Source organism: uncultured Ruegeria sp. (assembly GCF_947500045.1).
Lineage (GTDB): Bacteria > Pseudomonadota > Alphaproteobacteria > Rhodobacterales > Rhodobacteraceae > Ruegeria.
Genome location: NZ_CANMQQ010000013.1, coordinates 1 through 13,878, shown reverse-complemented (window position 1 = coordinate 13,878; position 13,878 = coordinate 1). Strand labels below are relative to the sequence as shown.

7 protein-coding genes and 2 pseudogenes are annotated in these 13,878 nt (G+C 56.3%); 1 reads left to right on the top strand and 8 read right to left on the bottom strand.

Going from position 1 to position 13,878, the window contains the following annotated elements; genetic code table 11:
- The first annotated feature begins 51 nt into the window (after positions 1-51).
- A pseudogene (locus tag Q1B46_RS18165) lies at positions 52-759 on the top strand (IS6 family transposase).
- Between the two features lie 124 nt (positions 760-883).
- Here the strand turns inward: Q1B46_RS18165 and Q1B46_RS18160 are convergent.
- The 8 genes and pseudogenes from Q1B46_RS18160 to Q1B46_RS18125 form a co-directional block, all read right to left on the bottom strand.
- Positions 884-2,620: a Mur ligase family protein gene (locus tag Q1B46_RS18160; RefSeq protein ID WP_299950217.1), complete on the bottom strand. Its 1,737-nt coding sequence runs from the start codon at positions 2,618-2,620 to the stop codon at positions 884-886.
- Positions 2,621-2,634: 14 nt separating this feature from the next.
- Entirely contained in the window at positions 2,635-5,430 is a 2,796-nt protein-coding gene (gene cphA / locus Q1B46_RS18155; RefSeq protein WP_299950215.1) for a cyanophycin synthetase, read from the bottom strand.
- 15 nt (positions 5,431-5,445) lie between these two features.
- Positions 5,446-6,342 carry a cyanophycinase gene (locus tag Q1B46_RS18150; protein ID WP_299950213.1) on the bottom strand — a complete coding sequence of 299 codons (897 nt, stop codon included), beginning with the start codon at positions 6,340-6,342 and terminating at the stop codon, positions 5,446-5,448.
- Positions 6,343-6,396: 54 nt separating this feature from the next.
- Positions 6,397-7,563 (bottom strand): beta-aspartyl-peptidase, encoded by a 1,167-nt coding sequence (gene iadA, locus Q1B46_RS18145; protein WP_299950211.1) that lies wholly within the window; start codon positions 7,561-7,563, stop codon positions 6,397-6,399.
- A 409-nt stretch (positions 7,564-7,972) separates the two neighbouring features.
- On the bottom strand, positions 7,973-8,593 hold the full coding sequence (locus Q1B46_RS18140; protein ID WP_299664310.1) for a cysteine hydrolase: 621 nt from the start codon (positions 8,591-8,593) through the stop codon (positions 7,973-7,975).
- A gap of 518 nt (positions 8,594-9,111) precedes the next feature.
- Positions 9,112-11,646 (bottom strand): cation:proton antiporter, encoded by a 2,535-nt coding sequence (locus Q1B46_RS18135; protein WP_299950417.1) that lies wholly within the window; start codon positions 11,644-11,646, stop codon positions 9,112-9,114.
- A 198-nt stretch (positions 11,647-11,844) separates the two neighbouring features.
- Positions 11,845-13,404 (bottom strand): acetolactate synthase large subunit, encoded by a 1,560-nt coding sequence (locus Q1B46_RS18130; protein WP_299950209.1) that lies wholly within the window; start codon positions 13,402-13,404, stop codon positions 11,845-11,847.
- Between the two features lie 121 nt (positions 13,405-13,525).
- Positions 13,526-13,711, bottom strand: a pseudogene (locus Q1B46_RS18125) (hypothetical protein); the annotation flags it as partial.
- Between the last annotated feature and the right edge of the window lie 167 nt (positions 13,712-13,878).

Sequence of the window (13,878 nt, the reverse complement as noted above, 5' to 3'; positions counted from 1 at the left end):
GTCAGAAGAACTTTGCTTGAACGGGGCAGGGCGGTTGCGTAGCTTTTGCCCATGACCAGACCCGCCTCTTTCAAGTACTTTAAAACCAGTCCCGAGATCATCCGCCTTGCGGTGATGCTGTACATCCGTTTCCCGCTCTAGCTTCGGAATGTCGAAGATCTGCAGCACGAGCGAGACATCGACGTGAGCCACGAAACTGTCCGATATTGGTGGAACAGGTTCGGTCCGATGTTTGCTGCTGAGATCAGACGGAAGCGTGTGCAGCAGCTGCGCGCGTTCTCCAAATGGAAGTGGCACGTGGACGAGGTTTTCGTGAAGGTGAATGGCTAGTGGCATTATCTTTGGCGGGCTGTTGATCACGAAGGTGAGGTGCTGGAAGCCGTTGTCACCAAACGCCGAAACAAAGCTGTAGCGCTGAAATTCCTCAAGAAAGTGATGAAGCGGCACGGTATAGCGGAAAACGTCGTCACGGATCGCTTCGCATCGTATCGGGCCGATTTCAGGGAGCTTGGTGCTACCGAAAAACAGCAGACGGGCAGGTGGCTCAACAACCGCGTCGAGAATCCCCACCTTCCTTTCCGACGGCGCGAACGCGCGATGCAAAGGTTCAGGCGCATGCGAAGTTTACAGAAATTCGCTTCCGTCCACTCCTCCGTCTACAACCACTTCAACCAGGAAAGATCGCTCGCAAGCAGAGATACCTGCAAGCTGACCCGCGCCGCCGCTCTTAGCGAGTGGCGTCAACTTTGTTCCGGATAGGTTCGCGGTTTCCGAGGCAAACTGAGACTAGTTCGAATTAGTCTGACAACACCATCTGCATTGCGTTTGCTGGTATTGCCTCGTATTGGCTGAAACTCCGTGAATTCAGCAGCCGGCTTTGTTATTAACCGTCGAGCATCGCAAGAACGGCGTCGCGATCGGATAGCACCAGCAGCAAGGCAATATCGCCCGGCTCCAGCATTTCAAGTATCATTGAAGCAGCCTGTGAGGGTGAAGTAGCTCTGAGTATTTGTTTCGCATCATACCCATGTTCTAACGTTGTCCGTTCGATCAGATCAGAAATTTCTCCTAGTTGGCGACCTCTTAAATACCCCTCCAGTTCGGTTGCGACGACCACATCAGGTTGGAAGTTCAGCGCTGTCGCAGTTACGTTCCGGATATCCTGATCCGATCTGTCCCCCGCATGGCTGAGCATGATGAAACGCCGTTTTGCCGGCAAGCTAGACAGCGCATCGCAAACGGCGGAAATGGAATGTGGGTTATGTGCGAAATCCACAAAGACCCGTGCTCCATTGTACTCAAACTCGTTGCAACGACCTGGGTTATCTTTGGCGTCTGGCTTGAACCCGGCCAACCCATCCCGCACTGCCTGAATGGGCAAGTCAAGTGCAAGGCCTAGGCACAAGGCCGCCAGAGCGTTCAGGATATTGTATTTCGCAGCGCCGCCCATGGTCAGGGGAACATCGGAAACTGCAATCACTACTTGTTCGGCCGCGCCGTCAAAAAAGACGATATCGTCCTGCCGCACATAGGCGCAACACTTGCCTGCATCGCGAGCCTGCCGGATCAGGCCATTCTGTGCGTCCAGCGAAAACCACCAGATGTTTGCCGAAGTCTTCTCGGCCTCGGTGCGGACATAGGGGTCGTCGGCATTCAGGGCCAGCACACCGCCCTCGGCCAGCGTGCGATGAACGGCAAACTTGGCCTGAGCCAGTTCTGGTACCGTGTTTACACCGTATTGCCCCAGATGGTCATTCGCCACATTTGTGACCGCGGCTGCCGTGGCAGCGCGGGTCGGCAGTCCCCGACGCAGGATGCCGCCACGTGCAACTTCCAAACAGGCAAGTTCCAGACGTTTGTCGCGCAGCAACATCCGCCCGCCGCCGGGACCTGAGTAATCGCCACGGTCCAGAATATCGTCACCCACCCGCACAAACTCGGTTGAGGTCAGCCCAGCGACCTTGCCGGAAGCGCGCGCGATCGCCTCAAGCAACCGGGTTGTGGTAGTTTTGCCGTTGGTTCCAGTGATGAACGCGACGGGGATATCGTGTAGGGCAGACCAGTCTACATCATCAGAGGCTGGCAGCGCATCGACCGGCCAGGTTTGACTGCCCGTCCCATGCCCGATCGAGACGTCATCATCATCGCAAAGAATATCCACACCATGCGCCTGTGCTGCTGCGATCAGTGCGATCAGCGCGGGGTTGGCTTCTTTCTCCATCACGCCTTTGACATCCGCAACCATCTGATCGAATTCTCCGGGCTCGGATGCCAGCAGGTCAGCGGCACAGAAATGCCAGGCGGTTTGCGCAGCAAAGATCGAGGAATAGAGTTGATCCATTGGCGCCGAGATCGCCAAATTGACGCCACCGGTAAAGATGCGATGGGTCAGATCCTGATCCTGCCAGCCAAGCGCATCCAGCACACGACGCGCGTGGTTCTCCCACAGGGCGGTGACCTGCGTGGCATCAATTTCGGTGAAAAACACGTCCATTACCGCACCGGGTCGATCCCACAACAGACCCGGCCCGGTCAGACGCCGGGCGTCATCCACCTGAATATGGTCGACGGTCGCGCTTTCGATTGTCAGCGCGGTCTCAAGTTCTTCAATCCGGTCCATTCCGGTGCCTCCGCTCAATCTGCGTCTTCGCTGATTTCACGGGCAAGACGAACGCCACGCTCATCCCGGATCAGGTTCTGGTCGCCTTCGAACATGTCTTCGAATGCGGGTTCGGCGGGGCTTGCCACCGGCGCGGCCTCGGGTGCTTCACCATCAGAGTTGAAATAGATGATCTGTTTCCAGCAACGCGTCGTGTCGTCACCAAAGATCACCAGCAGATCGCCCTGTGCAGCCTGCTCCAACGCGGCACTCACCGCTTCGACCTCGTCGGGGATGATCGTGATGGCTGCATCGTCGACGCCGTTGTCGATCAATGACTGACGCATCATCTGGGGCACCTCGTCATGCCCACGCCCGCGACGGCGGTCATCTGCCTTGCAGATGAAATGATCAAAATGTCCAGCCAGCGCGGCGGCCCCGTCTACAATGTCCTCATCGCGCCGGTCTCCGGGCATCGCAACAACGCACAGCCTGCGGCCCTTGACCTCCAACTGATCGGCCAGCGCCGCCATCGCCTTCAGTGCGGCTGGATTGTGGCCATAGTCCAGGATCACCTTGAAGGGATGTTCGTCATAGACATTCATTCGCCCGGGTGCCTGGAAATAGCTGGTGTCGAAGGTGCGCAGACCGTGACGGATATTGTCCAGGTCTACTCCGAAACTATAGGCCATCGCGGCGGCGAACATGGCATTCTGGACGTTGAAAATCGCTTTGCCTTCCAACGTCGCCGGGATCAGATGTGACCACAGAACAGGGATATGAAGCCCGTTGTCATAGATGGTCAGCATGTCACCATTCATGCCCTTTTCCAGCACGATGGCCTTGCCACCGGCCTTGATATGTTCTTTGACCAGACTGTGCCCCGGATTGGTGGTGACGTAGAAGATCTGATCCGCGCCAGCGTAATCGGCCATTTTCAGACAATTGATATCATCGGCATTCAGCACTGCCGTATCTGTGGCGCTTTCAACCACCACGCGCTTGACGACAGCCAGTTCCTCGACCGTGTTTATGCCACCAAGACCCAGATGATCTGCCGAGACATTCAGACACGCCGCCACGTTTGAGCGTTGATAGCCCAGACCTGACCGCACAAGCCCGCCACGCGCGGTTTCCATCACCGCGAAATCGACCGCCGGATCGCGCAGGACGATCTGCGCGGATTTGGGCCCTGTCATGTCGCCCTTGACGCTTAGCTTACCGTCGACATAGACGCCGTCTGTCGAGGTCATGCCAACCGTGTTGCCGCTTGTTTTCATGATATGCCCCAGCATCCGTGACGTCGTAGTCTTGCCGTTGGTGCCCGTGATCGCCGCAATCGGGATGCGGGTTTCCTCATTGGCGGGGAACAGCATATCAATCACTCTGCCCGCCACGTCGCGCGGCTGACCTTCGGACGGAGCCACGTGCATTCGGAAGCCGGGGGCTGCGTTCACTTCGACAATAGCGCCACCGATATCCTTGTAAGATTTGGTGATGTCGTCGATCAGGAAGTCCACACCCCCCACATCCAGCCCAACCGCCATGATGGCGCGTTCGGCCATGTCACGATTGTCAGGATGTACGACATCCGTCAGGTCAATGGCTGTACCGCCCGTCGACAGATTTGCCGTCGATCGGAGATAGAAAATCTCACCATCCGGTAACACGGTCTCTTCTGTCACGCCCGCATTCTCCATCAGGCGTTTGGCCTGATTGTCGATTTCAAGCATGGTCAGCACTTTTTCATGCCCGATGCCACGGCGCGGGTCCTGGTTCACGATGTCAACCAGTTCGGCAATCGTGTGCGTGCCGTCGCCAACGACATGTCCAGGGACACGTTTGGCCACTGCGACCAGCTTGTTGTTCACAACCAGCATTCGGTGATCGAAACCGGTGATGAAGCTTTCCACCAAAATGGCCCTGCTGCGGGAGTGTTCCTTGGCTTCGGCAAAACCGGCCTCGACCTCTGATTCCGATTTCAGATTGATCGAAACGCCGCGTCCGTGATTGGCGTCGAGCGGCTTGACGACGACAGGAAACCCGATACGACCCGCCGCTCTTGCCGCCTCGCGTGCCGAATAAACCATGCGCTGCTGCGGCACCGGCAGGCCCAGATCGTTCAGCAGATTGTGGGTATCTTCCTTGTCGCAGGAAATCTCGACCGAGATATGCTTGGTCTCAGAGGTGATGGTTGCCTGAATGCGTTTCTGGTACTTCCCATGCCCGAACTGTACCAGCGAGCCTGAGTTCAGTCTGATCCAGGGGATGTCCCGCTCTTGTGCCGCCTTGACCAACGAGCCAGTCGAGGGGCCAAATTCCTTGCGCTGAGCCTGCAACACAAAGCTGCGCAACTCATCATCCCAGTTGAAATCTGGGTCGAAGTCGTAATCCACCTGCTCCTTGAGGGATTGTGGCAGCAAATGCATCAGCAGACGCATCGCCAGCTTGCCCGCAGCCAGGCCGACATCGCGCTGGCGGTATTCATAGACCATGTTGTACTGGCCGGGTTCACCAGTGCCGCGCGTTCGGCCAAAAGTTACATCCGAACCGGCCACGTTCTGCACCTCGATGGCGCAATGCTCCAGCACATGACCTAGCCAAGTGCCTTCATCTTCGCGCAAGCGGCGGATGAACCCGCCGGGTTCACGGTAGGAACAGCCGTGTTCGGCCAAACCGGGAAGTGCCTCGACCAATGCGTCGATAAATTCGGAACCAATTTTCGCCGACGGCCATTCTTCCAGAATACCCAAGTCGATAACGTGACGAATAACCGGAAAACTTGCCCAGACATTCGGGCCGACAAAGACGTTGGTCGAAATTATTTTCATGAGGCTCCCCGTTGGTTAACTTTTTATTCCCCCCTCGCTGGCGACCTCATCCCCGGACAGGTCCGGTAAGGTACAGAACGCCATATGCTCATCCGGCGGAAAAGCCTGGCGAGCCGTCAGATCATAACGGCACCCTTCGCCCAGAACGTCAAGCCGAAGTCCCAGAAGGCTCAGCGCCTCGCCGCGGCGGGCATCCCACATCGACGAATGCGTCAGATGGTTGGCATCCACCACAGTAACGGATCCGCTGCCGACAACCTCAAGAACGTTATCGGGCCCGATGAAGGCCGCCGTGTCTTCGTCAACGCCCAGCCCAATCAGAAATGGGTTGAAAGATGAGGCGGTTAGCAGGCGGCCTAGACGGTTACGCTGTGTAAAATGCTGGTCAATGATGACCGCATTGGTCAGCCCCATACCCGGGGCCAGAGTGATATTGCCTTCGGCAGGGGCCGAATTGCTGCTACCGCCTGCAACCATGTGCTCGGACATGATCGAAGCCCCGGCAGAGGTCCCCGCAACCGGTACACCCGCCGCATTCCGACGCCGGATTTTCTGCGCGACAAGCGTCCCACCCAGAATCGCCGACAAGCGCAGCTGGTTCCCACCAGTCATGAATATCCCGGTGGCGCGGTCCAGCATTTCGGCATAGTCGGGATTGTCGCAATCGGCGCGGCGCGAGATCGGCAGAAACTCGACTTGACCGGCCCCGAGTTCTGAGAAAATACGGTTATAATCCGGTCCGGTTTCTTCCAGCATCGAGGCTGTCGGGATCACGACGATATCGGCATCCGCACCGCCGGACAGTTCCACGAATTTGCGGTGAATCTGCATTTCCTTGACGCGGTCTTCGCCACCGCCGATTGGAATGATGAACCCGCGCGGGGTCTCTGCATCAATGGGTGCAGGGCACATATCTAACTACCTTCCGGTGCTACAGCGGGCAGCCACCGGGGACCGCGCGGACGCTCAAACCTGTTCATACATGCCGCGTCGGGCTATTTGGCCATCGCGGACATGCCATTCCCCCCGGGCCATCACATGCCGCACCGCAGTGTTTTCGTCAAGAACCACCAGATCCGCGTCCATGCCAACCTTCAGACGACCTTTTCGATGTAACTTCAGCAGATCGGCGACATTTGACGTCAACGGAGCCAGCGCATCAGACAGGGGCATTCCCCTATCGGTAAGGTCGCGCAGCGTTTCGGGCAAAGTGTCCGACAAACCCACACCGAACCGTGTCAGATTACCGTCACGGTCAAAGGCAGGCAGGCAACCACCACCGTCAGAGCTGATGGTGAATCGGTCCGCGCGACCGCCCATATCGCGGAATTGGATGTAGGCTTCGGCGGCTGAAATGCCCGGCTCGATATGCGCGCAGGGGAATGCGGTCGCGTCGATGTAACATCCGTGCCGCGCCAGCGCGACGGCCTGTTCGAAAAGTGGTTTGTTGCGATTAACATGGGTTGGGTTGAAGACACGTGCGGGGATTTCACAAGTCGCGATCGTCTGTTCCAATATCGACAGACCCCGCTCGCCGTCTCCCATATGGCAATGAACTATGCCGGCCTTGCTGGTCATCAGGCCCGCGACATGCGCCTCGCTTGCAATCCGCAGAAACTCGTCCAACGTCGGTTGGCTCGATCGGTGATCACTAATCGCCAGTTCCCCAACACCGATAACCGGATCAAGAAACACGATATCACCGCGGGCTGAGCCGGTGAGGGTGGTTAGAGGCACGTGATAGCCACCAGTGTGACACCAGGCCGAAAGCCCCTCGGCCCGCAGCCCATAGGCCTGCTGTACCAGCGTCTGCGTGTTGCGGGTCAGATCGTCGGTGCCCAAGACCCCAACGACCGAAGTGACACCAGCACGGGTGAAAGAGGACAGGACCATCGGCGGCACCCGACTGGCTGGTCCGGCTTCGCCGCCACCGCCGGTGATATGCGCATGCCCGTCAATGAAGCCCGGAACAACCGCTGCGCCGTCGACGTCAATGACCTCGGCCTGAAGCTGATCCGGCAATTCGGGCACTACGCTACCGAGGTAAATGATGCGTTCACCTGCGGTGAGAATATGGCCCAAACCAAAAGGTGCAGGCGAATAGAGGTTCGCATTCTTGATAAGTTTCAACACGTTTCATATCCGTCAGTAGGAGCGAAGACATCCTTTTTTGCACTAAAAGACAGCAAAAGAACCATCCCCTATTTCGGAGAAAGCACGAATGTCGGAGTCTAAGCCCTAGCGGATATTGAGGAAGAGTACGGACGACTTGTTGCGCAGATTGTGAGTTCGCCTAGCCTTGCGTCTTGCGTCTTGCTGTTGCGGCGAATGGCGGCTTTGCGGATTGCGACCGCCGCAATTCTAGAGGGTGTTGAGAGTCCGGTACGGGCCGTGGTTGGATCGCCGGGCGTAAAAGATCATGCCGATGCCGCGTCGCATCCGAGGACAGGTACGAGCCCAAACCTAACAGCCTTCGACACATTTCGAATGGCTGGATTGGGCTTTAGGCAATGTGAAATAGAAATAAAGAAGCCATTTCGGATCAGAGTAGAGAGATCGCGTTGATCACTGTTTCACGGTTCTGAACAGCGCCGGTTTGCAAATACTCCATTGCTCTAAGCGCAGCTTCATGGGCTTGGAGCGATGACCCGCCGACGCAATCCTCCACAACGCGGCAAAAGTAGTCTGATTGGTGGCCATCAACGAACGTGTAGTGCACACAGACATCGGTCAACCCTCCGCATAGTATCAGAGTATCTACCTTCAGGCCGCGTAGCAGAATTTCGAAATCGGTTCCAAAAAACGCAGAATAACGCCGCTTCGGAACTAAATAGTCACCAGTGCGATATCCCATCTCTTCTTTGGCAACCTCTGTCCGTGGATCACCTTCGAGACAGTGTATGTCCTCATCGCCATCCAGCTCCCGGCCGAAGTCGATCCGGTCGGAACGATGAACTTCCTGAATGAAGATGACGGGCACATTGTTTTGATGTGCAGCGTCAACCAAATCGCGCGCCGCGATCATTCGTTCCCTATAGCCCGGCATATTGTCGATTGAGCGGATTGCGCTGTTATCAATGAACGTGCTCTTCTGAATGTCGATCACGATTAGGGCGGGTCGACCCTCTATTAGTTTCTTTGCATTTTTGTGTTTGGTTGTCATCTTCGACCTCAGTTTTATCAGGTCGTCCTGACTAAGCGCCGTTCCTGGCCGGGTCGTCCCGGCGGGCAGATCAATTTTGCCTAAATGTGCTAGGGCGCTTGGTCAAGGGTGTGGGCTTATTTGTATTGGGATGAATAGCAGACGTTCGCATCCAAACCGGCATGGGCGGCTTTGTCCGCGACTTTAGCATTCGTGGACCTCGAGATTTTGCTCCCGCAGTGAATGGCCGGTAAGCGGGCTGCGACCGCGGCATCTTGACCGGTCTGTGAACGGCAGGTTTGGGCCGTTGATATCGCAGATCGTGCGCCCCGCTGTCTAATACAGCTGCACTTCTTGACTGACGCTTAAAAAATGAGAGGTCGGCAATTGGGGCGATTTTCCGAGATGTTGAGGGTAGTGACGGTTTTTCTCGAGTGAACAAGCCTCTGATAGGTGTAGACATTCAACGAAACAGAACCCGGCTGGTGCCCGTGAAACACCGCTGTTGATTTTGCGGTTCCTTTCCAATTGAGAAACTCTCAAGATATAGTCCCTTTTTTTGAGGATCCCTCTGCCTCATCCAGATCCAACACCGCTGGGTCGATCATGCGCTTGTCAGCGCTGATCTTGACAGAGCTTCGCATGGCATTGCTTCGCCGCAGTAAGCGCCGGAAACTTGCCTCGTCAAGCATAAGCAGGGTCGAGGGTGCCAACGCCCGCACGTTTACGCGACGGGGCCGTTTCAATAGCATGGCCAATTGCCCAAACATTTCACCGCGACCCAGCCGCGAGCTGTGCCTGCCGAGTTCCACTTCCACCGCCCCGGAAGCAATGAAGAATACACTCCGGGCGAATTCGTCTTTGGATATGATGGTATCACCCGCGTTGGCATATCGGGTACGCAGCGCCCGGCTAAGTTTCCTGAGCGAAGATTTGTCGAGATCGGAAAATAGTGGGAACTGCCTAACCAGATCCCGTCCTTTAAGAGTGATGTCCAACTTTGGACGTCCTTCAGATAACGTACGTCGCGTCGCCACTTCCTGCATCAACACGGAATAGAGTTCTTCGCCCACAAGGCCGTCTTCGCGCATGACCGCATATTCACGTTCTTCAAGGCGCAGCGCGGTTCGCTGGATGAACCGTCGCTCTAACTTTTCGGCGTAACCGGGAAATTGCAGTCTCAGACCATCAAGCGCCGTCTCAACCGCCTCGGATCGACGCGCCAACACTTCATCCAGCAATTCCGCAACCCGGCGGCCATGGATCCGGCGGATGCGGCCGCGGACGAACCCATCGAGGTCCTGCAGGATCAGACGTTGCATGAGCAATCTTTCGAACCTGTCCGTTGTGATACGCGTGAGTGGGAACAAAATTCGAAGCCGGTTGTGTAGAAACACGGCGATCCGAAAAGATCTGCCGTAAACGACCGACCGATTTGATGCGCGCTGATAGCCGATCCGTCCGCCAGTCCGTGCGCCTTCAATGAGCCGATCCGCATCGGACAAAATCTTCTCACTCAGAACCGATGACATGGTGCGTTCCCGCATCCGAGCCAAGACGGAATCCCGCTCTGCACCGGCCAGCGCGATAAGACCAAGCGTGACCCGGTCACGATCAAGGATCTGCGCGCTGTCTTCAGCGGCCTTTACGGCTTCGTCCAGGCGTTCACTAAACTGTTTGGCTTCGTTCCTGACGATATCGTGGGTCAGGTTATAGTTTTCTGCTGTGCGGGACACGTCCTCGCGAACGGATTGCAATGCTACGGCGACCACCTGACGCGACAGGGCGGTATCAAGCGGAGAAAGCCTGTCGAGCTCCAGTTTTGTGATCACCGTGCGCAAGGTTGTACCCTGAACAATCAGTGTAAACAGCGTAAAGCCAGTGGCCAGAATGCCGACCAGGCGCTTGGTCTCAAGCGGGATATGCGTGCTTTCGGTAACAGCCAGCGCCAGCGCCAGCGTCACGGCACCACGAAGTCCACCCCACAGTATTGCGGTGCGATAGGGGCGTTCAACAGCTGGCGACAGGCCTATTGCCGTAAGCAGTGGCAGCAACCCGAACAGAATTGTTGCCCGTGCGAGCATGGCGGCCAGAACCACCACAACCAGCAGGCCAAAGTCGGACGGCCGCACCTCTTCCAGCAATCTCGGTATCAGCAACGCTGCAAGAATAAAGATCAGCGCGCCTGCCCAATGTGCCAGAAGATCCCAAACTTCTTGCAGATTTGTCCAGGCGACCGGTGACAAACGACCGGGGCCTGTGAGGTTGAGCGTAAGACCCGCGGCCACCACCGCAATGACACCCGAAGCCCCGATGCTTTGCTCTGCAACGATGTAGGCGAGGTAAGGCAGCGCAATGGAAATTGAAATCTGCGCCATTTCCCAGCGATCTACAAAAGCCATCAGCCAGACCGCCATGCGCGCCATGAGCCAACCAGTGAGTGCTCCGCCTGCGATCAACAGCGGAAACTGCCCCACGGCTTCACTTAGCAATGGATCGGGTCGCCCGAGCATTACGAAGCTCATGAATAGTCCGAAAAGAGCGACCGCAGCAGCATCGTTAAGAAGGCTTTCACCCTCAATTATTCGCGACAACCTGCGCGGTGCCGAAATCGACCGGAAAATGCTGACAACCGCCGAAGGATCAGTTGTTGACACAATAGCGCCGATCAACAGGCAGGCGGCCAGCGGCAGGGCACTTACCCAACTCAGCGCATAGCCAATGGAGAGAGTTGCGACAATCACTGCCACAACTGCCATCATCAGGATGGGCATCCAGTCATCCAGCATCCTGCGCAGGTTCATGCCGAGTGTCGCCTGAAAGAGCAGCGTTGGCAGGAAAACGTAGAGGAAGACGTCTGACCGGATCGGTAGATCGATAATTGCCTGCGCCCCCGGGTTCAGTGCATTCGTCAGGTCAGTGTCGAGAAAGAACGTCGCGCCAAGCCCGATCACTATCCCCAGGACGGCGAGGATAACGCTGTAGGGCAGGCGCATTCGCGCGGCCAGTGGTTCCGCCAAGCCGATTACAACAAAAAGCGAAGTGATGATGGTCGTAATGACGACGATATCCATCATTACTTGTTACCTGAGAACTCGAATTAATGGAATCTACCCTTCAAGCTGGATCGACCAAGTGGAATCAATGTGTGTACTTACACTCGTCCAGACTGTGCAGTTGCAGCGAATGTCAGGAATGACGGGCCGCAGTGCGACGCCAGCGCGGTGAGTGAACGGCAGGTCTGGGCCGGCCGTTTCATAAGGAATTTGTGCTCAAGATGCTGGCGGGCAGATAACTTCGATCAAGGAAGGGCCGTTACGTGATAGTCCCGCGGAAAGGGCTTTCACAAAGCTATCGGTGTCTTCAATTCGTATTCCAGGAACACCATGCCCTTTAGCGAGCGCAACCCAATCAAGCGTTGGGTTTTCCACATCAAACATTGCCTCTGCATTCTTGCCAAAACTCTCAACACCGACATTTGCCAGCTCATCCCGAAGGATTTGATAGCCGCGGTTTGCAAAAACAATCACCGTAACGTCCAGGCATTCGCGTGCCATCGTCCACAAAGATTGCAACGTGTACATGGCTGATCCATCGCCTGTTAGAGCAATTACATTTCTGTCTGGACATGCAATTGCTGCGCCGGTTGCGCACGGTAGGCAAAGCCCTATCGCACCACCGGTTCCCCCAAGCAAGTCATGTGGTCGCGCGGTTGCAGTCGGAGGAATGACGTGAAACCCAGACGTCACGGATTCATTGCAAACGATAGCATTCTCGGGAATGAGGGCCGCTAACGCCTGGCCGACTTTCGCTAGGGTGAGATCTCCGGTTGGGATTGGAGGCAGGTCGAGAGCGTATGTGTTCAGCTGTGTCTTGCTCGTGACACCTACTGCGTCTGCCAGTGATTGAATAGTCCAGGCAATATCATCCGTCGGAGTGCACAGGCTTGAAACCGTGCAACCGGCGGGCTCGGGTGTGCTCGGTTTGCCCGGGTATGCAAAGAAGGCAACGGGTTGGTCGGCGCCGATCAAAGTGATTGAGGAGGTCTGTTCAAGCTGAGCGATCTTGGGTGCAATTGGATACACAAGTTGATCCAATTTGGCAGCCCCGGCCCCCTTCGAAATTCGAGGGATTAGAGTATCCGCCAACAGGCGGCATCCGGTTTTGACGGAAATTTTTCCAGCCAGTACACGAAGTGGACCAAAAAGCGCGGACCCACCTATCATCAAAGCCGCGTTTGCAGCCTTTAGACGCATGGCTGCGGCCTCGATGTCTTCCAAGGACGGACGATGAAGTGGTTGGGCCAGAATGCTGGTCATCGCAGGGCCAGTCGCTGCATCCCAAGCCGTATCGGCGGGAAGAACAAGGGTGGCGATCTGGCCGTTTTGAGATCGGGCGGCCTGGATGGCTGCGGCCCCGTCCGATGCGACGCTTGTGGCCTGATCAGAAACTCGTGTCCAATGGCTTATGGCTTGACTTACGCCAATAATGTCGCCTCTGAGTGGGCTTTCATAGCGCAGGTGATGTGTTGCGTGATCTCCCACCACATTCACGATCCCGGACCCCGATTTTCGGGCGTTGTGTAGATTGGCAAATGCGTTGCCTAGCCCCGGTGCAAGATGCAGCAGAGTGCCGGCGACGTCCCGTTTCATGCGGTAGTAGCCATCAGCAGCGCCCGTCGTTCCACCTTCGAAAAGGCACAGAACACAGTTCATCTCGGGATGTCTATCAAGAGCCGCAACAAAGTGCATTTCAGACGTGCCTGGATTGGCGAAAACCGTATCCACACCGTTGTGAAGAAAGGTTTTGACTAACGATTCTGCGCCGTTCATTCGATCACCGCCAACTCTGATTTCAACGCACTTTATGGGAGAGACAACCCAAAAGTAACTGAAAAAGCTTTCGATGATGTGCAGGCCGTCAATCGTCATCGATGCCCTCGCCCGTAAGACATGCCATGTTGAACAACGCGAAATCGCGGTGGTTTTCGGCCAGTTCAAGTCGAACTCGGGTCGCCCAGACATGCTTGGGTTTTGGCGGCCGCTTCTGACCGACGATACGTCCTTTGTTCCAGGTTGGGCGAAGCGCGCGAACGGCAGGTAAGTTTGGGTTTCCATGACTGATCCTCCGATCCGCCATGCCCTCCCACAACGACAACCCGACATTGACGAGAGACAACATTACAGGATGCTGCGTCGCCTCAGAGGTCTGCTGGGAGGTCGACGTAGCCATCCATCGTTGCTTGAGCAGGACAATAAATTGCGCATTTGACAACAAGTATTTGCGGCCCACATGCTGAAACGTGA